This is a genomic window from Pantoea sp. X-Soil-YNGN-775 (genome assembly GCF_059730575.1).
The window spans coordinates 656,209-678,799 of the sequence record NZ_AP035945.1 but is presented as its reverse complement, the minus strand read 5'-3'; the positions used below and the strand labels follow the sequence as shown (position 1 = coordinate 678,799).

The following is a 22,591-nucleotide window of genomic DNA, read 5'->3' as shown; positions in this document are numbered from 1 at the left end:
GGATGAATCTGGCCGCAACTGAGAAACTCAGGATGCAGAGAAGGAAAGCGTCCCGCGCCATCGACGGTGCGGGCCGGGCTGGTCAGGGATGACAGCTTTTGTCTCTTTCCGATCTGCCCGTGTTTCCTGCGCTGGCAGGCTATCACAGCTAATCGGGCCAGACTTTGTAAACAATCTCAGCCGCAGGGCCCCTTATTTTTGGAAAGAACCATGGAACCCTACAATCCACCGCGTGAACCCTGGCTGCACATCCTCTATCAGGATGCGCACATCATGGTGGTTAACAAGCCCAGCGGGCTGCTTTCGGTGCCCGGCCGGCTGGACGAACATAAAGATAGCGTGATGACGCGCATCCAGCGTGATTACCCGCAGGCGGAATCGGTGCATCGGCTGGACATGGCCACCAGCGGCGTGATTGTGGTGGCGTTGAACAAAGCCGCAGAACGCGAGCTGAAACGGCAGTTTCGTGAGCGTGAACCCGCAAAGGCCTATGTGGCCTGCGTCTGGGGCCATCCGGCCGCGGAGAAAGGGGTAGTTGATTTGCCGCTGATTTGTGACTGGCCAAACCGTCCTAAGCAAAAAGTCTGCTTCGAGACCGGCAAAGCCGCGCAGACCGAATATCAGGTGCTGGAGTACCGGGCTGATAACAGCGCACGCGTCTTGCTCAAACCGATCACCGGCCGTTCACACCAGCTGCGGGTACACATGCTGGCGCTGGGCCATCCGATTCTGGGCGACAATTTTTATGCTCATCCAGAGGCTAAAGCGATGGCGCCGCGCTTGTTGCTGCACGCCGGGTCACTGACAATTACCCATCCCGCATTTGGTAACGCCATGACCTTCCGTCAGCCCGCTGACTTTTAATCTCCGTCTGCCCTTGCGACCGTGACGTCTGCCTCCGGGGCAAGACGTCACGCTAAGCGGCAACTATTTAAAGCCTTTTTCTTTGCGGATCAGGTCGTAAGCGGCCTGAATTTCCTGCGCTTTCTGCTTGGCCATCTCCATCATTTCCGGCGGCAGGCCTTTCGCTACCAGCTTATCGGGATGGTGTTCACTCATCAGTTTACGGTAGGCGCGTTTGATGGTGGTGGCATCATCGCTGCTCTTTACGCCCAGCACGCTACAGGCATCTTCCAGCGTCGGTCCGCGTTGCGCCTGCTGAAAACCGCCCGCAGAACGCTGGCCGCCGCCAAATTGCTGACCGCCTTCCATCATCCGCAGGAACTGATCGAACTGACCGCGTGAAATCCCCAGCTCTTCCGCAATCACATACAGCACCTGGCGCTCATTAGGATGCAGCGAACCGTCCGCGAAGGCGGCCTGAATTTGAATCTCAAGGAACATCCGAATCAGATCAAAGCGGCCAAAACAGGCGCTGCGCAATTCACGCAGTTTGCTGCGCAGCGGATAATCGGCCTGTTTGCCCTCGCGGAACGCGCGCTGGGCAGCGGTTCGTGACTCACCGTGCAGCTGCATCCGCTCCATTAACAGCGAGGCAATCTGGATATCCGCTTCGGTGACGCGCCCTTTTGACTTGGTCAGATGGCCCATCACCTGAAAGGTGGTGCTGAAAAACAGCGTCTGTCGGGTTTGATTATTCGAGAAGTAAGCCTTGCCTTGTGCGCCGCGAACTTTGTCAATCATATGGCCAATGATCAAACCGATCACAATACCCCAAAAGCCTGCGCCGGAAAGTAATCCCAGCGCCAGACCCACAACTTTTCCCCAGTAGCGCATAAACTCCTCAATTCGCCATGCTTGCGGCTGAAAATTGCATTATCATACCTGTCATTTATCTCAGCGCCTAACGGCAACGCGGACAGAAAAGGATTAACACTGGCACAACGCCGGGCAGTAAGTTAGTCTCTGACCCGATTGTCGGCATGATGCCAGTTTTCATGGAATTCTCGATACCGCGTATGAAAAAACATATACCTACCCTGCTGGCCACTCTGATCGGCTCAGCCATTAGCCAGCAAGCCTTTGCCGACGATTTAATGTCGCAGTGTATGTTAGGCGTGCCGAGTTATAACCGCCCGCTGGTGAGTGGTGACACTAACCAGCTGCCGGTGACCATTCACTCCGACGCCGCAAAGGGAAATTACCCCAACGATGCGGTCTTCACCGGCAATGTGAACATTGAACAGGGCAACAGCCGGATGCAGGCTGATGAAGTGCAGCTTCATCAGCGTCAGCAGGAGGGCCAGACCACGCCGCTACGCACCGTCGATGCCCTCGGTAATGTGCACTACGACGACAATCAGGTCATCCTGAAAGGTCCGAAAGCCTGGTCAAACCTCAACAGCAAAGATACCAACGTCTGGAATGGCGACTACCAGATGGTGGATCGTCAGGGACGCGGCACCGCCGACCAGATGAAGCTGCGCGGTAACAACCGCTACACCATTCTGGAAAACGGCAGCTTCACCTCCTGCCTGCCAGGCTCGAACAGCTGGAGCGTGGTGGGATCGGAAGTGATCCAGGACCGGGAAGAAGAAGTGGCGGAAATCTGGAATGCCCGCTTCAAACTCGGTTCGGTACCGGTGTTCTATAGCCCTTATCTGCAGTTACCGATCGGCGATCGTCGTCGCTCCGGTTTCCTGATTCCGAATGCAAAATATGGCAGCAACAACGGCTTTGAGTTCATGTTGCCCTATTACTGGAACATTGCGCCACAGGCCGATGCCACCATTACGCCGCACTACATGAGCAAGCGCGGCATGCAGTTCGAAAACGAATTCCGTTACCTGACGGTGGCAGGCGCGGGCCTGGTTGAATTCGATTACCTCGGTTCGGACAAACAGTACGATAAAGACAAAGCGGTGCGTGGCATTGCCGACGACGACAGTTCTGACCGCTGGTTATTCTACTGGCGTCACGCCGGTGTGTATGACAAAAACTGGCGCTTCAGCGCGGATTACACCAAGGTCAGCGATAAGTACTACTTCAACGATCTCGACTCAAAGTATTACAGTTCGACCAACAACTACGCCACGCAGAAATTCAGCATCGGCTACGCGGAGTCCAACTGGGACGCCAAGCTCTCGACCAAAGATTTCCAGGTGTTTGGCGACACCACCAGCAACGTCTACCGTGCAATGCCGCAGCTGGACCTGAACTTCTATCAGAACGATATCGGTCCGTTTGACGGCCGCATCTATGCCCAGGCAGTGAAATTCACTAACGTCAGCGATCGCTATCCTGAAGCGACCCGTTTGCATGTTGAACCGACGCTCAACCTGCCGCTCTCCAACGGCTGGGCCAGCCTGGATACCGAAGCGAAGCTGCTGGCGACCCATTATCAGCAGACTAATGTCGATTTTTATAACAACCCCGCTAACAGATTACGCGGCAACAAAAGTGGCGCGCTCGATGAGTCAGTAAACCGTACCCTGCCGCAGTTTAAAGTCGACGGCCGGATGGTGTTTGACCGCAACATGAGTTCGGCAGCGGGCTATACCCAGACGCTGGAACCACGGGTGCAGTACCTCTATATTCCGTATCGCGACCAGAGCAATATCTATCCGTACGACTCAACCCAGCTGCAAACCGACTACACCGGTCTGTTCCGTGACCGTACTTATAGCGGCCTGGATCGCATCGCCTCGGCCAATGAAGTGGCCACCGGTGTGACCTCACGTATTTATGATAACGATCTGGTTGAACGTTTTAACGTTTCCGTGGGTCAAATCTACTCGTTTACCCCTTCACGCACTGGCGTCAATCAGACCAGTGAAGAAGATGATACCGGCAGCCTGATCTGGGCTGGCGATACATACTGGAAAGTCAGCGATCGTTGGGGCGTTCGGGGTGGTGTGCAGTACGACACCAAACTCGATAACGTCTCCCAGGGAAATGCCGTGCTGGAATACCGTCGTGACGCCGATCGTATGGTGCAGCTGAGCTATCGCTACAGCAGCCCGGAATACGTGGCGACCGCGCTGAATAATAGCGGATTGGTGGATAACCCCATCTATAAAAACGGGATTTCTCAGGTCGGCACTACCGCCAGCTGGCCAATCGCCGATGCATGGTCTGTGGTAGGCGCTTACTATTACGATACCCGCAACACGCGTCCGGCATCGCAACTGGTTGGCCTGCAATACAGTTCATGCTGTTACGCGATTCGCCTGGGCTACGAGCGCAAAATTAACGGTTGGGAAAATAACGACAGTAAGTACGACAACCAAATCTCATTCAACATTGAGCTGCGTGGTCTGAGTTCCAACTATGGCTTAGGCACCAATCAAATGCTGCGTCAGGGCATCATTCCTTACCAGCGCGCTTTCTGATGTTGTGATGTTTGACAGGCAATCCCGCAGTGCGGAACCAACAATGGATAAAGTATGAAGAACTGGAGAATGCTGATTCTTGGTGTGGCGATGAGTGCCAACACCGCGTTCGCAGCACCACAAGTGGTTGATAAAGTTGCAGCCGTGGTCAATAACGGCGTGGTTCTTGAGAGCGACGTGGACGGTATGATGAGCACCGTCAAATCTCAGGCCCAGCAGGCAGGTCAGCAGTTGCCAGATGACAAAACGTTGCGCCACCAGATTCTGGAACGTCAGATCATGGACAACATCATTCTGCAGATGGGCGAAAAAGCGGGTGTTGAGATCAGCGATCAGCAGCTGGATCAGGCTATTCAGAACATCGCTGCGCAGAACCGCATGAGCCTCGATCAGCTGCGTAGCCGTCTGGCGTACGACGGCATGAACTACAGCACCTACCGCTCGCAGATCCGCAAAGAGATGCTGATTGCGGAAGTGCGTAACAACGAAGTGCGCCGTCGCGTCACCATCCTGCCGCAGGAAGTGGATACGCTGTCAACGCAGATTGCCTCGCAGAACAGCCAGGGCACCGAGCTGAACGTCAGCCATATCCTGTTGCCACTGCCCGAAAACCCGACGCAACAGCAGGTCGATGAGCAGGAAACCCTGGCCAAACAGCTGGTGGGTGAACTGAAAAACGGCGCTGACTTCGGCAAAATGGCGGTCACCTACTCGGCTGACTCGCAGGCGCTGAAAGGCGGCAACATGGGCTGGGGCAAAATCGAAGAGTTACCGACCCTGTTTGCGCAGGCGCTGGCAACCGCGAAAAAAGGCGACATCGTCGGTCCGGTTCGTTCCGGTGTCGGTTTCCACATTCTGAAGGTGAACGATCTGCGCGGTGAGAGCAAAAACGTCTCGGTCACCGAAGTGCATGCCCGTCACATCCTGCTGAAGCCGTCGCCAATTATGACTGACAACCAGGCGCGCGCGCAGCTAGAGCAGATTGCTGCTGATATCCGCAGCGGGAAAACCACCTTCGCCGCCGCCGCCAAACAGTACTCTGACGATCCCGGCTCAGCCAACCAGGGCGGCGATCTCGGCTGGACCTCACCGGAAGCCTTTGATCCGGCATTCCGCGATGCGCTACTGCGCCTGCAAAAAGGCCAGACCAGCCAGCCGGTCCACTCCTCTTTCGGCTGGCATCTGATTCAGCTGATGGATACCCGTCAGGTGGATAAAACTGATGCGGCCCAGAAAGAGCGTGCCTATCGCATGTTGTTCAACCGCAAGTTTGCTGAAGAAGCGCAGACCTGGATGCAGGAACAACGCGCCAGCGCCTACGTGAAGATTCTGGATAACAATGCAAAGTAACACCCGCGTGGTGATCACGCCCGGCGAACCCGCCGGGATTGGTCCCGATCTGACGGTGCAACTGGCCCAGCAGGACTGGCCAGTTGAACTGGTGGTTTGCGCCTCACCGGCGTTACTGCAGCAGCGTGCAGCGCAGCTTGGCCTGCCGCTGTCGCTGCGGGCTTACCAGCCTGGTGTGGCGGCACAGCCGCAGCAGGCTGGTACGCTGACCATCCTGCCGGTCGATACCGCACAGCCGGTTACGCCAGGCGAACTCTGCGTGGCCAACAGCGACTATGTGCTGACCACGCTGGCGCGTGCCTGTGACGGCTGTCTGAGCGGTGAATTTTCCGCCCTGATTACCGGCCCGGTACACAAAGGCGTGATCAATGACGCCGGTATCGCCTTCACCGGCCATACTGAGTTCTTTGCCGATCGCGCCGGTGGTCATCGGGTGGTGATGATGCTGGCAACCGAAGCGCTGCGGGTGGCGCTGGCTACCACCCATCTGCCGCTGAAAGCCGTCTCTGAGGCGGTAACGCGCGAGTGCCTGCATGAAGTCATCACCATTCTGCACCACGATCTTCAGCATAAATTCGCTATCGCCGAGCCGCATATTTACGTCTGCGGGCTAAATCCCCACGCGGGCGAAAGCGGCCACATGGGTCGGGAAGAGATCGACGTTATCATCCCGGCGCTGAATGAACTGCGTCAGCAGGGTATTCAGTTAACCGGCCCGCTACCGGCGGATACGCTGTTCCAGCCCAAATATCTGCAACATGCCGATGCGGTGCTGGCGATGTATCACGATCAGGGCCTGCCGGTGCTAAAATTTCAGGGGTTTGGCCGGGCGGTAAATATCACCCTTGGCCTGCCCTTTATCCGGACTTCAGTTGACCACGGTACCGCGCTTGAACTCGCCGGACTGGGTCAGGCTGAGCCGGGCAGCTTCATCACGGCGCTTAACCTCGCCATCACTATGATCAAGAGCAGTAATGAATAATCGCGTCCATCAGGGGCACTACGCCCGTAAACGTTTCGGGCAGAACTTCCTGAACGATCAGTACATTATCGACAGCATTGTCTCCGCAATCCACCCGCAGCGCGATGAAGCGCTGGTGGAGATCGGTCCTGGCCTGGGTGCCTTAACCGAGCCGGTGGGCGAACGCCTCGACAGCTTAACGGTGGTGGAACTGGACCGCGATCTCGCTGCGCGCCTGCAAACCCACCCGTTCCTTGGACCCAAGCTGACCATTTTCCAGCAGGATGCCATGACCTTCGACTTCGCCGCGCTGGCGCAGGAAAGAGGCCAGCCGCTGCGCGTATTTGGCAACCTGCCGTACAACATTTCGACCCCGCTGATGTTTCATCTTTTCAGCTATACTGGTTCGATCAAAGACATGCACTTCATGCTGCAAAAAGAAGTGGTCAACCGTCTGGTCGCCGGTCCGGGTAGCAAAGCCTACGGCCGTTTGACGGTGATGGCGCAATATTACTGTCAGGTGATCCCGGTGCTGGAAGTTCCTCCGCACTCGTTCACGCCGCCGCCGAAAGTTGATTCTGCCGTGGTACGCCTGGTGCCGTTTGCCGAGCCGCCACATCCGGTCAGCGACGTGCGTATCCTGAGCCGCGTGACCACTGAAGCGTTTGGCCAGCGTCGTAAAACGCTGCGCAATAGCCTGAGTCACATGGTGACCGCCGGTGCGCTGGAAGAGTTGTCGATTGATCCAACCCTGCGGGCTGAAAATGTTTCGGTCGCGCAATATTGTCAGCTGGCAAACTGGCTGGCGAACCATCTGGGAAAATCGCAGGAGTAAGTGATGAGTGAAACGGCCCGCGTCTCGGTTCATGTGCAAAGCCAGTACGTCGCCTCGCAATCCTCACCGGATGACGAGCGTTACGTCTTCGCCTATACCATTACCATTCGCAACCTCGGCCGTTCACCGGTGCAACTGCTGGGACGCTACTGGCTGATTACCAATGGTAACGGCCGGGAAACCGAAGTTCAGGGCGAAGGCGTGGTCGGCGAACAGCCGCATATCGCCGCCGGCAATGAATTTCAGTACACCAGCGGGGCAGTGATTGAAACCCCGATGGGCACCATGCAGGGTCACTACGTGATGATCGACGAACAGGGTGAAACCTTTCACGTCGAGATCCCGGTTTTCCGCCTCGCAATTCAAACTCACATTCATTGATTTGCACGCCTGTTGCCCGCCTCGTCGGGCAAATTTTCATACTGGATAAGAGTCTATGAGCACATACCTGATTGGCGACGTTCACGGGTGCTACGACGAATTACGTGCGCTGCTGCAGCAGGTCGATTTCGATCCTCAGCAGGACACCCTGTGGCTGACCGGCGATCTGGTGGCGCGCGGCCCAGGTTCGCTTGAGGTGCTGCGTTACGTGAAATCACTGGGCGATGCGGTGCGGCTGGTGCTGGGCAATCACGATCTGCACCTGCTGGCGGTCTACGCGGGCATCAGCCGTAACAAGCCGAAAGATCGCCTGACGCCGCTGCTGGAAGCGGACGATGCGGATGAGCTGATCAACTGGCTGCGGCGTCAGCCGCTGTTACAGGTTGATGAAGAACACAAGCTGGTGATGGGCCATGCCGGTATTACGCCGCAATGGGATATCGAAACCGCGAAAAAGTGTGCGCGTGAAGTCGAATCGGTGCTCGCCAGTGACAGCTATCCGCTGTTCCTGGACGCGATGTATGGCGATATGCCGAACAACTGGAGCGAAGACCTTACCGGGCTGGCCCGCCTGCGCTTCAGCACCAACGCCCTCACCCGGATGCGCTACTGCTTCCCGAATGGTCAGCTGGATATGATCTGCAAAGATGCGCCGGAGTCGGCGCTGCCGCCGTTAAAGCCGTGGTTCAACATTGAGGGGCCGGTGGCGCGCGACTACACCATTGTGTTTGGTCACTGGGCCTCGCTGGAAGGCAAAGGAACGCCAGAAGGGATTATTGGTCTGGATACCGGCTGCTGCTGGGGCGGCACGCTGACCCTGCTGCATTGGGAAAGCCAGCGCTACTATGTGCAGCCTTCAAATCGTCAGCAACCGTTGCCGGATGAGGTTATCACCCAGCAATCCGCCAGCTAACCAGACAAACAAAAACGCCCTGCAATATGCAGGGCGTTTTTTATTGCGCGCCGGCTTAACGACGGCGATCGAGGATCTCAAAACAGTAGCTGTGCGAGTTCTGAGCATCAGCGTCATGGAATTCGCTAAAGGTCGACTGCCACTCATCCGGCTCGTAGTCCGGGAACTGAGTGTCACCTTCCACTTCTGCATCAATGTGGGTCAGATAGAGACGGTCGGCACGCGGCAGCATCTGCTCATAAATCCGGCCACCGCCTATCACCATCACCTCTTCAGCATCACCAGCGGCCTGCAATGCGGCATCCAGCGAAGTGACCCAGGTGACGCCTTCGGCGTTGCCCGGCTTGCTGCTGACCACGATGTTCAGCCGGCCCGGCAGCGGACGGCCAATAGATTCAAAGGTCAGCCGGCCCATAATCACCGGCTTTTTCAGCGTATTGCGCTTAAACCACGCCAAATCTGCAGGCAGGTCCCACGGCATGGCGTTCTCCATACCAATAATGCGATCTGCTGCTAATGCCGCGATAAGACTAATCATGTTAACCACTCACTGGAAAAAATTGGCGCCATCATACGTAAAGGCGAAACTTTCGTCGATAGCGAGAAAGGTCTATTTGAGTAAAGCTTTTTTGCCACCGCTTTTTCGCGCTGATGCAGAGTTTTTCACCGTGCAATGACGATGGCTGGCCGCAGCACGCCAGAGATCCGGCTTATGCTGGTAGAAAAGGAAGAGAGACAAATAAAAACGGCTCCCGCAGGAGCCGTCAGCATAATCAGAAGTCGTAGCGCAGACGCACCAGATTCATATCACCGAGGTTATCGGTGCTGGAGGTGAAGACGTGTTCGTAATCGACGCGGAAACCGTAGTCGAGGAACAGCGTCACGCCCAGTCCGTTATCGATGCGCTGGTAGTTACGGCCGTTAGCATATTCGATACGGTCACCCATCACGTAAGGCTGCACCGCTTTCAGACCATATTGCGCCACCGGGACTTTATAACCGGCAAAGTACTCAATGCCCCACGCGTCGCCAGCAAAGTAGTCATGCACATCTTTGCGCTTGGTGGTCATGAAGTTCTGATACCAGCCACCGCCTGCTGACAGGGTCCAGTTGCCTGGTGTCCAGCTCATTGCGGTACCCAGAATGTTCTGGTCATAGTCTTTGCTGTCGCCGTTGTCCGGGTTACGCATCGCCGCATGCGTATAGTTCCACGCCGTGCCCCAGCTCAGATCGTCGGTAATGTGATAATCCAGCCCCAGCGAGCCGCCGCCTTTGCGCTTGTAGCGCAGGCCGTTACCCGGCAGATATTCGTTATCCTCGAACAGATAAGAAGCGTAGAGATCGACATCGCCGAAGGTGTTTTTATACTTCAGCTGCTTACGCGAACGGTAAGATCCGTCATAGTCACCGTTGATTCCGTTGCCCGGTGCCTGGCCAATCATGTCGTAATCCCAGATATCGGTTTTCGCGCCGACCGTATCGTAATAAACGCTGTTCTGCTGGCCAAAGGTCAGCTGGCCCCAGGTCTTGCTTTTCAGGCCGGTGTAAAGCTGGCGACGGGTGGTGTTATTCGCGCCATCTGCGTAGTGGCGATCCCAGTCGAACACGGCGGGTACGTTGACGCCCAGCTCGTAGTAGCTGATCCAGCTGACATCATCAAACAGATAATAGTCAGCGCCAAAACGGAAACGGGTACCGCCGTCAAAGCCGTCGCGCTTGTAAGATTTGTCGTTCACGCCAGTCTGGTGATTAACCTGGGCACGAATACTGCCGCCCACGGTAAAGTTCAGCCGGCTAAGCGGATCGCCCGCCTGCGGGTCCTGTTTTAACAGGGTGATTTCCGCCTGGCTGGCGAAAGGAAGCATTGCCATCAGTGCAGCCACTGCACTCAGAGAAAAAGTACGCATTTTCATTTTATTTATGTCCTGAATCCGCTCTGGTAATGAGCGGCAGGCATAGTACTGATGAAAAATCTGAACAGGAAGGATTTCATTTATAAAAATGTGCGAAACGGTAATATTCGCACCGAAAGCTAAAATAATAAGTCAAATCAGTGACTTTAATTCAAATGCGTCTGTTTATGATAGGCATTTCAGGGCCAGCCTAAGCTAAAAAAACGGCTCCCGAAGGAGCCGTTACGACGATTATTTCGCTTTGATTTGCGCGTGCATTTCCTGCACCGAGATAACCTGCTCGGTCGGATCGGCATTCAGCGCCATCGCCGTGGCGAAACCGCCGTTCAGCGTGGTGTCATAGTGCACTTTATACTGCAGTGCGCTGCGGCGAATCAGCTTCGAATCTTCAATCGCCTGCCGTCCCGCGGTGGTGTTGACGATGTAGGTATATTCGCCATTCTTCAGGCGATCCTGAATGTGCGGACGCCCTTCATGCACCTTGTTGACCAGGCGCGGATTGATGCCCGCTTCACCCAGCACCACCGCCGTACCGTGGGTCGCATCCAGTTCGAAACCAAACTTCTGCAGCTTGGCCGCCAGGTCGACGATACGTTTCTTATCACCTTCACGCACCGACAGCAGCGCACGGCCTGACTTCTTCATGTTGCTCTGCGCCCCGAGCATCGCTTTGGCAAAGGCTTCAGCGAAGGTCCGGCCAACCCCCATCACTTCACCGGTGGAGCGCATTTCCGGACCAAGAATCGGGTCGACACCCTGGAACTTGTTGAACGGCAACACCACTTCTTTCACCGAGTAGTAAGGTGGGATCACCTCTTCGGTCACGCCCTGCTCGGCCAGCGTTTTGCCGGCCATCACGCGCGCCGCCACTTTTGCCAGTGGCACACCGGTCGCTTTGGAGACGAACGGCACGGTACGGGCCGCACGTGGGTTGACTTCAATCAGGTAAACTTCGTTGTCTTTGACCGCGAACTGCACGTTCATCAGACCGCGCACGTTGAGTTCAAACGCCAGTTTCTCAACCTGCTGACGCATCACGTTCTGAATCTCCTGATTCAGGGTGTAGGCGGGCAGCGAACAGGCGGAGTCGCCGGAATGCACGCCAGCCTGCTCAATGTGTTCCATGATGCCGCCAATCAGCACTCGCTCACCGTCGCAAATCGCATCGACATCTACTTCTACCGCGTCATCAAGGAAGCGATCCAGCAGGACCGGCGCATCGTTAGAGACCGAGACCGCCGTCTGGAAGTAGCGCTTGAGGTCGATTTCGTCGTAGACAATCTCCATCGCGCGACCGCCGAGCACATACGAAGGACGCACCACCAGCGGATAACCCAGACCGGCCGCTTTCTCAACCGCCTGCTCCAGCGTCGCTACCGTGGCGTTAGCTGGCTGCTTAAGGTTCAGGCGATCGACTGCCTGCTGGAAACGTTCACGGTCTTCAGCACGGTCAATCGAGTCCGGGCTGGTGCCGATAACCGGCACGCCGGCCGCTTCCAGTGCGCGTGCCAGTTTCAGCGGCGTCTGGCCGCCATACTGGACGATGACACCTTTCGGCTGCTCAATGCGCACAATCTCCAGCACATCTTCCAGCGTGACCGGTTCGAAGTAGAGGCGATCAGAGGTGTCGTAGTCGGTCGATACGGTTTCCGGGTTACAGTTGACCATAATGGTCTCGTAACCGTCTTCACGCAGCGCCAGCGCCGCGTGAACGCAGCAGTAGTCGAACTCGATGCCCTGGCCGATACGGTTAGGCCCGCCACCCAGCACCATGATTTTTTCACGGTCGCGGTTCGGATTCGCTTCGCACTCTTCTTCATAAGTGGAGTACATGTAGGCGGTATCAGTGGCGAATTCTGCGGCGCAGGTATCGACGCGCTTGTAAACCGGATGCAGGTTGAACTGCTGACGCAGCTTACGAATCTCACTTTCGGCCACACCGGCCAGCGTTGCCAGGCGTGCATCGGCAAAGCCTTTACGCTTCAGGGCGCGCAGGAAGGTATAGTCGAGGCTGTTCACCCCTTCACGTGCGACCTGCTCTTCCAGCCGCACCAGCTCTTCAATCTGCACCAGGAACCAGCGGTCGATGTTGGTCAGGTTGAACACGCCGTCGACGGACATGCCAGCACGGAATGCGTCAGCGATGTACCAGATGCGGTCGGAACCGGCATCTTTCAGTTCGCGACGGATGCGGGTCAGCGCTTCCGGATCGTCGAGATGAACTTTCGGGTCGAAGCCGTTGGCACCGACTTCCAGACCGCGCAGCGCTTTCTGCATCGACTCCTGGAAAGTGCGGCCAATCGCCATCACTTCACCCACCGATTTCATCTGGGTGGTCAGGCGATCGTTAGCGCCGGCAAATTTTTCGAAGTTGAAGCGTGGGATCTTGGTGACGACGTAGTCAATCGACGGCTCAAACGACGCCGGCGTTAAGCCACCGGTGATGTCGTTCATCAGCTCGTCGAGGGTAAAGCCGACCGCCAGTTTGGCCGCCACTTTGGCAATCGGGAAGCCGGTGGCTTTCGAAGCCAGCGCCGAAGAACGCGAGACGCGCGGGTTCATCTCGATCACAATCAGTCGGCCGTTTTTCGGGTTGACCGAGAACTGCACGTTGGAGCCACCGGTTTCGACGCCGATTTCACGCAACACCGCCAGCGAGGCGTTACGCATGATCTGGTACTCTTTATCGGTCAGCGTCTGGGCAGGTGCTACGGTGATCGAGTCACCGGTGTGGATGCCCATCGCATCAAAGTTTTCAATCGAGCAGACGATGATGCAGTTGTCATTCTTATCGCGCACCACTTCCATCTCATACTCTTTCCAGCCAATCAGCGACTCATCGATCAACAGCTCATTGGTTGGAGAGAGGTCGAGACCGCGTTCGCAAATCTCTTCAAACTCTTCGCGGTTATACGCGATACCGCCACCGGTGCCGCCCATGGTGAACGAAGGACGGATAATGCACGGGAAGCCGACATCTTCAGCCACTGCCAGCGCTTCTTCCATGGTGTGCGCGATGCCTGAACGGGCCGTATCCAGCCCGATGCTTTTCATCGCGACGTCAAAACGGCGACGGTCTTCGGCCTTATCAATCGCATCGGCAGTGGCACCAATCATGGTGACGCCAAACTCTGCCAGCACGCCCTGACGTTCCAGTTCCAGCGCACAGTTCAGCGCCGTCTGGCCGCCCATAGTCGGCAGTACCGCATCCGGACGCTCTTTTTCGATGATTTTACGCACCACTTCCCAGTGAATCGGCTCGATGTAGGTCGCATCGGCCATTTCCGGGTCAGTCATAATGGTCGCCGGGTTAGAGTTGACCAGAATGACGCGGTAACCCTCTTCACGCAGCGCTTTACACGCCTGCGCACCGGAATAGTCAAATTCGCAGGCCTGGCCGATCACAATCGGACCGGCGCCAAGAATCAGGATGGATTTTATGTCTGTACGTTTTGGCATGATTAGCTCCTGATTACTTCGCTTTCGAACGGAATGCGTCAATCAATTCAATAAAGTGGTCAAACAACGGCGCGGCATCGCCCGGTCCAGGACTGGCTTCAGGGTGGCCCTGGAAGCTGAAAGCCGGCTTGTCAGTGCGGTGAATGCCCTGCACGGTCTTGTCAAACAGCGAAATGTGGGTCACACGCAGGGTAGCGGGCAGATCGGTTTCATCAACTGCGAATCCGTGGTTCTGCGCAGTAATCATCACGCGGTTGTTATCGAGATCTTTCACCGGATGGTTACCGCCGTGGTGGCCCAGCTTCATCTTGACGGTCCTGGCACCGCTGGCCAGCGCCAGCAACTGGTGGCCGAGGCAGATACCAAACAGCGGGATATCGGTGTTCAGGAAGGCCTGAATGGCGGTGATCGCATAGTCACACGGCTCCGGGTCACCGGGACCGTTGGAGAGGAAAATGCCATCCGGATTCAGCTTCAGCACTTCTTCCGCAGGCGTCTGGGCCGGCACCACCGTCAGGCGACAGCCGCGATCCACCAGCATCCGCAGAATGTTGCGTTTGGCGCCGTAGTCGTAGGCGACCACGTGGTAAGGCAGCGCATCGGCTGATGACTGTTCTGGCAGTCCTCCTTCCAGCTGCCAGCTGCCCTGTTGCCAGCTGTAAGTTTCGGCCGTGCTGACTTCTTTCGCCAGATCCATGCCTTTCAGGCCAGGGAACGCCTGGGCTTTTTGCAGCGCCAGCGCCGCATCCGGGTTGTCACCGGCGATGATGCAGCCGTTTTGCGCCCCTTTCTCGCGCAGTAAGCGAGTCAGCTTACGGGTATCAATATCGGCAATCGCCACAATGTTATTGCGCTGCAGGTAGGCGGATAAGCCCTCTTCACTGCGGAAATTGCTGGCAATCAGCGGCAGGTCGCGAATAACCAGGCCCTGAGCGTGAATCTGACTGGATTCTTCGTCGGCGGCATTGGCACCGACATTGCCGATATGAGGATAAGTGAGAGTGACGATTTGGCGGGAATAGGAGGGATCAGTGAGGATTTCTTGATAACCGGTCATTGAGGTATTGAAAACGACTTCCCCCACTGCCGACCCTGTTGCCCCGATGGCCCGACCGTGGAATTGGGTTCCGTCTTCCAGAACCAAGAGCGCTGACTTAATCAAAACATCCTCCAGGGAATAAACAGTCACAATATCTGCATATTAATTCAAAATAGTGGCCTGAATCAATGCAAAAACCGCCTGAATTGTCGATTTTTGGCAAATTGCGCGCATTCTAATGATCGACCTGGTACTTGTCTACCCTGAGTCGGAATTTTTTCGCTATTATCTGCCTTCTGAACGTGAAACCGCGCATAAGCGGCAAAAAGAGAGGAAAACTCGGCGGAATAATCGTTTGCCAGACGGCAAAAAAGCGAAACAGCCAGCAGAAGACGGTTATTTTTGACCAAATGGTCAAAAATAGCGAAAGCGGCAGGAAAAGATCACAGAAAATAACAACAAATAACGATTACGGAAGGTATTTTATCACAGAGGCTTATTTTTGATAAAATTAAGGGCAATGAAAACATTGCCCCTTTTCAATCAAGTGATTACCGATTGAAATAACCACATCACGATGGTTCACAACACTCACAACATCGATAAATCCAGCACATCACGCATATCAAACAGGCCAGATTTCTTATCTTTCAACCAAAATGCCGACTTAACCGCGCCATTTGCAAAGGTCATCCGGCTTGAAGCCTTGTGCGTTATCTCTACCCGCTCGCCGATATCTGCAAACATTGCCGTATGCTCGCCGACGATATCCCCTGCCCGCACCGTGGCAAAGCCGATGGTCTGCGGCTGGCGTTCGCCGGTGTAGCCTTCACGGCTGTAAACCGCATGCTCATCCAGTTTCCACTGCATGGCATCGGCAATGGCTTCCCCCATCGCCAGCGCGGTGCCAGAGGGCGCGTCCACTTTATGACGATGGTGAGCTTCAATAATTTCGATATCCGCGTAGTCGCCCATCACTTTGGCGGCCTTTTCCAGCAGCTTCAGCACCAGGTTAACGCCAACGCTGAAGTTAGCGGCAAACACGATCGCAATCTCTTCTGCGGCCGCCCGGATCGCCGCTTTACCGGCTTCATCAAACCCGGTGGTGCCAATCACCATCGCTTTACCGTGCTCACGGCAGACAGCCAGATAATCCAGCGTACCTTCAGGACGGGTAAAGTCGATCAGCACATCGAAGTCATCGATCACCGTGCGTAAGTCGTCAGCGATGATGATGCCATTTTTACCAGTACCGGCTAATTCACCGGCATCGCTGCCGATCAGAGAGGAGCCAGGACGCGCCAGTGCCGCACCCAGTTCCACTGCTTCCGTCTGCTGCGTTGCCTGGATCAGATGACGGCCCATTCGCCCCGGTGCGCCGACAATGGCAATACGGATATTGTTCATATTTATTCATTCCTAAAACAAAACTATGCATCCAAAGCGTCATCAGGTTAACCACGAGTTAACAGGCACGCCACTATTAATCAGGGATAATAAGAATTTTATGCCAGCCGCGCGCGATTATCAGTAAAAGCAATCGCGACGGCGTAGAGTGCCGTGTTGTCCGCCGCCAAAAACAAAAAAGGCCGAACAGAGTCGGCCTTTATTTTTGAATCACATCAGCAGGTTACTGCACTTCACGCACATCGACCCGCAGCTCTTTCGGCACTTCGAAGACGATATTTTCTTCCCGGCCAATCAGCTCAATCGCCGCTTCGCCGCCCAGCTCACGCAAACGCTGGATCACCTGCTGCACCAGAATATCCGGCGCAGAGGCACCCGCAGTGACGCCGATGCACTCAACGCCTTTGACCCACTCTTCCTGAATATCATCTGCCGAGTCAATTAGCTTCGCCAGCTTACCGGCACGCTGTGCCAGTTCCGCCAGACGATTAGAGTTGGACGAGTTCTTCGAGCCGACCACCAGCACCACCTCTGCGTCACGCGCCAGAGTACGTACTGCTTCCTGGCGGTTGGTGGTGGCGTAGCAGATATCATCTTTGCGCGGCCCGATAATCGCCGGAAAGCGCTGACGCAGCGCGTCAATGATGTCAGAGGTATCATCCACCGACAGCGTGGTCTGGGTCATAAAGCTGAGATTGCTCTCGTCTTTAACCTTCAGCCTGAACACATCTTCCGGCGACTCGACCAGGTACATTCCACCGTTGGGGTTGTTGTACTGCCCCATGGTGCCTTCCACTTCCGGATGACCAGCGTGACCAATCAGAATCGCTTCCACACCCTTACGGCTGGCGCGGGCCACTTCCATATGCACTTTGGTCACCAGTGGACAGGTGGCGTCAAACAGCATGGTGAGGTTGCGCGCTTTGGCTTCTGCGCGCACCGCCTGAGAAACGCCATGTGCAGAGAAAATCAGAATCGCGTCATCCGGCACTTCGCTGATCTCTTCAATAAAGATCGCCCCGCGTTCACGCAGACTGTTAACCACGTAGCGATTGTGCACCACTTCATGACGCACGTAGATCGGCGCACCGTACATTTCCAGTGCGCGCTCGACAATACTGATTGCCCGATCAACGCCAGCGCAGAAACCGCGCGGATTAGCCAACAGGATTTGCATCGTTCGCCTCCAGCGCCGGATCAATGTCCAGCACCTCAATATCAAACTGCACGCGATGACCCGCCAGCGGATGGTTGAAATCGACGGTAATGGAATCGCCCGAGACTTCACGGATCACGCCTGGCATTTCGCTGCCGCCCATGCCGGTAAACAGCATAATGGCACCCACTTCCGGTTCGCCCGCATCGATAAAATCACGCCGGGAGAAGTACTGGATCAGATCAGGACTGACGCTACCGAACGCCTCTTCCGGCGCCAGGGTAAACTGTTTAGTTTCACCGGCTGTCAGCCCAAGCAACGCCTGTTCCAGCGCGGCCGACAGGCTGCCATCACCCAGACGAAACAGCGCCGGCTTACCGTTGGCACGGGTCGATTCCGCCGTCGAGCCATCTTCCAGCTTCAGCGTAAAATGCACCAACACCGCGCTGTCGCGCTGTACAGACTCACTCATCACTTACCCTTTCTGTTTTGCCTGTTTGCTGGCAGGGCTGAGAAAGCCCTCCAGCACCACCAACGCCGCACCAATACAGATGCCGCAGTCAGCGATATTAAATGTAGCGAAGTGCCAGTTACCGACGTAGAAATCGATAAAGTCGACCACAAAGCCGTGATATGAGCGATCGAACAGGTTGCCTATCGCCCCGCCGATGATCAACGCATAAGCGATGTTGGCGATCTTCTGACTGGCGCGGTTGCGATACATCATCACCACTAGCGAAACCACAATTGCCAGCGCGATGCCGGCAAAGAACCAGCGCTGCCAGCCACCTTTGTCCGCCAGGAAACTGAACGCCGCACCGTAGTTATGCGCGTAGAACAGGTTCAGGAACGGTATCAGCGGCCGCGTTTCGTGCAGCATCATGTTGTTCATCACCCACTGCTTACTGGCGAAGTCGACAACAATTACCACCAGCACCAGCCACAGCCAGCGCAATCCGGTTGAGAAAATAGGTTTACGCATCAGGCAAATTTACGCTCTTCACCGTCACCGGCTACGTTGGTGTAACAACGACCGCAGACCTCAGCATGCTCCGGGTTCTGACCGACGTCGGTAGTGTAATGCCAGCAGCGCTGACATTTCTCGCCTTCCGCTTTATGCAGGCCGATTTTCAGACCTTTCAGCAATTCGCTCTGCTGCGCTTCGTCGTTCGCCAGGGCGTAATCCGCCACCTGTGCGCCTGAGGTCAGCAGCACAAAGCGTAGCTCATTGCCCAGCGCCTGCAGTTTGGCTGCCAGCTCCGGCTCGGCATACAGCGTCACCGTTGCTTCCAGTGCACCACCGATGCGTTTGTCGGCACGCGCCTGCTCAATCACCTTGTTCACTTCGCCGCGCACTTGCAGCAGCTCAGCCCAGTAGGCGTCGTTCAGCGCTTCATTGTCCGCCAGGCCAAACAGGCCCTGGTACCACTCTTCGGTGAAGACGTACTGCGCGCGTTCGCCCGGCAGGTAGCCCCAGATCTCATCCGCAGTAAACGACATGATCGGTGCCATCCAGCGCACCAGCGCTTCAACGATGTGCCACAGCGCGGTCTGACAGCTGCGACGCGCAAGGCTGTCGCCTTTGGCGGTGTACTGACGGTCTTTGATGATGTCGAGATAGAAGCTGCCCATCTCCACCGAACAAAACTGCATCAGTCGCTGAATCACTTCATGGAAATCGTAGTTTTCGTAGGAGGCGGTGATATCGGCCTGCGCCGCCTGTGCACGACCGACTGCCCAGCGATCCACTATCACCATCTCTTCCGGCTGCACCAGATCGGTGGCCGGATTGAAACCGCTGAGGTTAGCCAGCAGGAAACGTGCGGTGTTGCGGATACGACGATAGGCATCGGCAGAGCGTTTCAGGATCTCATCCGAAACCGCCATTTCACCAGAGTAATCGGTAGAGGCGACCCACAGACGCAGAATGTCAGCGCCCAGTTTGTTCATCACATCCTGCGGCGACACGGTGTTGCCGATCGATTTCGACATCTTACGGCCCTGACCATCCACGGTGAAACCGTGCGTCAGTACCTGACGATAAGGCGCTTTGCCTTTCATCGCCGTCGAGATCATCAGTGAAGACATAAACCAGCCGCGATGCTGATCCGAGCCTTCCAGATACATATCCGGGGTGTGACCGCCAAATTCAGGACGCGCATCGACCACCGAATAGCTGGTTGAACCGGAGTCAAACCAGACGTCCAGCGTGTCAGGCACCTTAACGTAGTGATCGGCATCGTCGCCCATCAGGTCGCGCGGATCGAGATCCCACCACGCCTGAATGCCATCCTGCTCAACGCGCTGCGCCACTTTCTCCATCAGTGACAGGGTGTCCGGATGCAGCTGCTCGGTCTCTTTATGGACGAACAGCGCCATCGGCACGCCCCAGGTACGCTGACGCGAGATGCACCAGTCAGGACGGTTAGCCACCATCGATTCAATACGCGCCTGGCCCCAGTCCGGGATCCACTGCACGCCTTTGATCTCCTGCAGCGACTGCGCACGCAGGCCTTTCTGATCCATGCTGATGAACCATTGCGGCGTGGCACGGAAGATGATCGGTGTTTTGTGACGCCAGCAGTGCGGATAGCTGTGCAGCAGTTTCTCAACGTGCAGCAGCGCGCCTTTCTCTTTCAGCAGCTCAACGATCATGTCGTTGGCTTTAAATACGTTGACCCCATCCAGCGTCGGATAGGTGCCTGGCAGATAGCTGCCATCCGGACCGACCGGATTGGCGGTTTCGATGCCATATTTCTGGCCGATGACATAGTCATCCGGGCCGTGGCCAGGCGCGGTGTGTACCGCACCGGTACCGGCTTCCAGCGTCACGTGATCGCCCAGCACTACCAGCGACTGAATCGCCAGGAACGGATGCTGGAACTTCTGCAGCTCCAGCGCCGCGCCTTTGCATTCGCCCAGCACGCGCCATTCGCTGACGCCCGCGCGCTTCATCACGCTCTCGACCAGATCTTTCGCCAGGATCAGCGCGCGACCGTCGATCTGCAGCAACTGATAGTCAAATTCCGCGTTCAGCGAGATAGCGCGGTTAGCCGGCAGCGTCCACGGCGTAGTGGTCCAGATCACCAGTGAAATCGGGCCTTCAACCTGCGCAGCGCCAAAGGCCTGACGCACCGCGTCGGCATCAATGGCGTTGAACATCACGTCAATCGAAGGGGAAGTCTTGTCGTAGTATTCTACTTCCGCTTCTGCCAGCGCAGAACGGCAATCAAGGCACCAGTGCACCGGCTTGGCGCCTTTGTGCAGGTGGCCGTTGTCGATGATTTTACCCAGCGCGCGAATGATGTTGGCTTCGGTCGCAAAGTCCATCGTCAGGTAAGGACGATCCCAGTCGCCCAGCACGCCCAGCCGGATAAAGTCCGCTTTCTGACCTTCAACCTGTTCGGCGGCATATTTACGGCACGCTGCGCGGAACTCGGCGGCGCTGACCTTCTCGCCTGGCTTGCCGATCATCTGCTCAACTTTGTGTTCGATAGGCAGACCGTGGCAGTCCCAGCCCGGCACGTACGGCGAGTCATAGCCCGCCATGCCTTTCGACTTGACGATAATGTCTTTCAGAATCTTGTTTACAGAGTGACCAATATGAATGCTGCCGTTCGCATACGGAGGGCCATCATGCAGGATAAAGGTTTTTTTCCCTTTTTTGGCTTCGCGGATAATGCCGTACAGGTTGTCAGCATTCCAGCGTTGCAACATTCCCGGTTCGCGTTTGGCCAGATCGCCACGCATCGGGAATCCCGTTTCCGGCAAATTCAGGGTAGATTTATAGTCACTCATCAGATTCTCGATTCCGTTTTTCGCTCAGGTTAACGCCCGAAGAACTGCCGGGCCGTTACCACATCTTTCGCAATTTGTTCTTTCAACGCCTCCAGTGAGGCAAAGCGCTGCTCGTTTCGTAATTTCTGCTTCAGCACCACGTCAATGTGCCGGCCATATAGATTCATATTGATGTCAAGCAGGTGAACTTCAAGCTGCTGGCGTAAACCTTTTACCGTCGGACGGGTGCCAATGTTGGCCACGCCGGGGATCGGCTCAGGCGTCAGGCCATGAACCTCAACCGCATAAACGCCTTTCACCGGCGAAACGCTGCGGCGCAGAGGAAGGTTAGCGGTCGGAAAACCCAGCGTGCGTCCCAGTGCATCACCGTGCACCACACGACCTGAAATACTAAAAGGGTGGCCTAACAGTGATTGCGCCAGCGCTAAGTCATCCGCGGCCAGCGCCTGACGCACGGCGGTGCTGCTGATACGTTTGCCGCCGTCACAAAAGGTTTCGGTGCTGACGACATCAAAGCCATACTCCACACCGGCTTTCTGTAATAACAGGAAATCGCCCTGGCGACCAGCGCCGAAGCGGAAGTCATCACCCACCGCGAGATACTTCACGTCGAGTTTTTCGACTAATAATTCGCTGATAAAACTCTGCGCCGACAGCGCCGCAAAACGGCGATCAAAGCGAACGCACAGCACTTTATCAACACCGGCCTCAGCCAGATAGCGCAGTTTTTCACGCAGACGCGTCAGACGCGCCGGGGCTTTGTCGCCAGCAAACAGTTCCAGCGGTTGCGGTTCAAAAACCATCACCACCACCGGTAAATTACGCTTCCGTCCCTCTTCACACAGGCGGGACATCAGCGCCTGATGACCGCGGTGCACGCCATCGAAATTACCAATGGTCAGAACGCAGCCGCGATGCTGCTCGTTAAGATTATGAATACCGCGGATAAACTTCATGGCTGACTCAAACCGGTGGAAATCGGCGGATTATACCCTTGAAACCGGTTAAGGTTAACCCGTCAGCACGCCTTTCATGCTTAACGGTGCGCATTTACTGGCGTGGAGGCCGTGGATAAGAATTTTGTCGC

Annotated in this window: 19 protein-coding genes; 8 read left to right on the top strand and 11 right to left on the bottom strand. The window is 56.0% G+C overall.

Annotated elements, in window-relative coordinates; all coding sequences use genetic code 11:
* Positions 1 to 210: 210 nt before the first annotated feature.
* Positions 211 to 864, top strand: coding sequence for a bifunctional tRNA pseudouridine(32) synthase/23S rRNA pseudouridine(746) synthase RluA (gene rluA / locus AC6I8I_RS03030; protein ID WP_312759390.1), 654 nt, complete (start codon positions 211 to 213; stop codon positions 862 to 864).
* A gap of 63 nt (positions 865 to 927) precedes the next feature.
* Here the strand turns inward: rluA and djlA are convergent, their stop codons facing one another.
* Complete coding sequence (djlA, locus tag AC6I8I_RS03025) at positions 928 to 1,737, bottom strand: co-chaperone DjlA (RefSeq protein WP_069728441.1); 810 nt, start codon at positions 1,735 to 1,737, stop codon at positions 928 to 930.
* Positions 1,738 to 1,919: 182 nt separating this feature from the next.
* Here djlA and lptD point away from each other — a divergent pair, with 182 nt between their 5' ends.
* From lptD to apaH, 6 genes are read left to right on the top strand one after another with little or no spacing between them, the layout of a single operon-like run.
* Positions 1,920 to 4,292: an LPS assembly protein LptD gene (lptD, locus tag AC6I8I_RS03020; protein ID WP_497819637.1), complete on the top strand. Its 2,373-nt coding sequence runs from the start codon at positions 1,920 to 1,922 to the stop codon at positions 4,290 to 4,292.
* Positions 4,293 to 4,346: 54 nt separating this feature from the next.
* A complete protein-coding gene (gene surA, locus AC6I8I_RS03015; protein ID WP_312055359.1) occupies positions 4,347 to 5,642 on the top strand; it encodes a peptidylprolyl isomerase SurA in 1,296 nt (431 codons plus the stop codon).
* On the top strand, positions 5,632 to 6,624 hold the full coding sequence (pdxA, locus tag AC6I8I_RS03010) for a 4-hydroxythreonine-4-phosphate dehydrogenase PdxA (protein ID WP_497828321.1): 993 nt from the start codon (positions 5,632 to 5,634) through the stop codon (positions 6,622 to 6,624). Before surA ends, pdxA begins: the two co-directional genes overlap by 11 nt.
* On the top strand, positions 6,617 to 7,438 hold the full coding sequence (rsmA, locus tag AC6I8I_RS03005) for a 16S rRNA (adenine(1518)-N(6)/adenine(1519)-N(6))-dimethyltransferase RsmA (protein ID WP_031376000.1): 822 nt from the start codon (positions 6,617 to 6,619) through the stop codon (positions 7,436 to 7,438). The genes pdxA and rsmA overlap by 8 nt, the downstream gene beginning before the upstream one ends.
* A 3-nt stretch (positions 7,439 to 7,441) precedes the next feature.
* Entirely contained in the window at positions 7,442 to 7,819 is a 378-nt protein-coding gene (apaG, locus tag AC6I8I_RS03000) for a Co2+/Mg2+ efflux facilitator ApaG/CorD (RefSeq protein WP_312055357.1), read from the top strand.
* Positions 7,820 to 7,874: 55 nt separating this feature from the next.
* A complete protein-coding gene (gene apaH / locus AC6I8I_RS02995) occupies positions 7,875 to 8,732 on the top strand; it encodes a bis(5'-nucleosyl)-tetraphosphatase (symmetrical) ApaH (protein WP_312055356.1) in 858 nt (285 codons plus the stop codon).
* A 55-nt stretch (positions 8,733 to 8,787) separates the two neighbouring features.
* Here the strand turns inward: apaH and folA are convergent, their stop codons facing one another.
* The 4 genes from folA to carA all read right to left on the bottom strand — a co-directional run bounded on the left by folA (position 8,788) and on the right by carA (position 15,266).
* On the bottom strand, positions 8,788 to 9,270 hold the full coding sequence (folA, locus tag AC6I8I_RS02990; protein WP_312055355.1) for a type 3 dihydrofolate reductase: 483 nt from the start codon (positions 9,268 to 9,270) through the stop codon (positions 8,788 to 8,790).
* A 235-nt stretch (positions 9,271 to 9,505) separates the two neighbouring features.
* On the bottom strand, positions 9,506 to 10,639 hold the full coding sequence (locus tag AC6I8I_RS02985) for a porin (protein WP_497820646.1): 1,134 nt from the start codon (positions 10,637 to 10,639) through the stop codon (positions 9,506 to 9,508).
* Between the two features lie 237 nt (positions 10,640 to 10,876).
* The gene (carB, locus tag AC6I8I_RS02980; protein WP_031376005.1) at positions 10,877 to 14,104 is read right to left on the bottom strand and encodes a carbamoyl-phosphate synthase large subunit; all 3,228 of its coding nucleotides are present in this window, start codon (positions 14,102 to 14,104) and stop codon (positions 10,877 to 10,879) included.
* Between the two features lie 13 nt (positions 14,105 to 14,117).
* The gene (carA, locus tag AC6I8I_RS02975; RefSeq protein ID WP_312055353.1) at positions 14,118 to 15,266 is read right to left on the bottom strand and encodes a glutamine-hydrolyzing carbamoyl-phosphate synthase small subunit; all 1,149 of its coding nucleotides are present in this window, start codon (positions 15,264 to 15,266) and stop codon (positions 14,118 to 14,120) included.
* Between the two features lie 115 nt (positions 15,267 to 15,381).
* Between carA and AC6I8I_RS02970 the strand changes: the two genes are divergently transcribed.
* Positions 15,382 to 15,549 carry a hypothetical protein gene (locus tag AC6I8I_RS02970; RefSeq protein WP_497828320.1) on the top strand — a complete coding sequence of 56 codons (168 nt, stop codon included), beginning with the start codon at positions 15,382 to 15,384 and terminating at the stop codon, positions 15,547 to 15,549.
* Between the two features lie 185 nt (positions 15,550 to 15,734).
* Here AC6I8I_RS02970 and dapB read toward each other — a convergent pair whose 3' ends face one another.
* From dapB to ribF, 6 genes are all read right to left on the bottom strand, one after another.
* Positions 15,735 to 16,550 carry a 4-hydroxy-tetrahydrodipicolinate reductase gene (dapB, locus tag AC6I8I_RS02965; protein ID WP_312759406.1) on the bottom strand — a complete coding sequence of 272 codons (816 nt, stop codon included), beginning with the start codon at positions 16,548 to 16,550 and terminating at the stop codon, positions 15,735 to 15,737.
* 223 nt (positions 16,551 to 16,773) lie between these two features.
* Positions 16,774 to 17,727 carry a 4-hydroxy-3-methylbut-2-enyl diphosphate reductase gene (gene ispH / locus AC6I8I_RS02960; RefSeq protein ID WP_312055351.1) on the bottom strand — a complete coding sequence of 318 codons (954 nt, stop codon included), beginning with the start codon at positions 17,725 to 17,727 and terminating at the stop codon, positions 16,774 to 16,776.
* Entirely contained in the window at positions 17,708 to 18,178 is a 471-nt protein-coding gene (fkpB, locus tag AC6I8I_RS02955) for an FKBP-type peptidyl-prolyl cis-trans isomerase (RefSeq protein WP_312055350.1), read from the bottom strand. The genes ispH and fkpB overlap by 20 nt, the downstream gene beginning before the upstream one ends.
* Positions 18,179 to 18,181: 3 nt before the next feature.
* Positions 18,182 to 18,688 (bottom strand): signal peptidase II, encoded by a 507-nt coding sequence (gene lspA / locus AC6I8I_RS02950; protein ID WP_312055349.1) that lies wholly within the window; start codon positions 18,686 to 18,688, stop codon positions 18,182 to 18,184.
* On the bottom strand, positions 18,688 to 21,504 hold the full coding sequence (ileS, locus tag AC6I8I_RS02945) for an isoleucine--tRNA ligase (protein WP_497828319.1): 2,817 nt from the start codon (positions 21,502 to 21,504) through the stop codon (positions 18,688 to 18,690). Before ileS ends, lspA begins: the two co-directional genes overlap by 1 nt.
* 29 nt (positions 21,505 to 21,533) lie before the next feature.
* Positions 21,534 to 22,460 carry a bifunctional riboflavin kinase/FAD synthetase gene (gene ribF, locus AC6I8I_RS02940; protein WP_312759409.1) on the bottom strand — a complete coding sequence of 309 codons (927 nt, stop codon included), beginning with the start codon at positions 22,458 to 22,460 and terminating at the stop codon, positions 21,534 to 21,536.
* Positions 22,461 to 22,591: the final 131 nt, after the last annotated feature.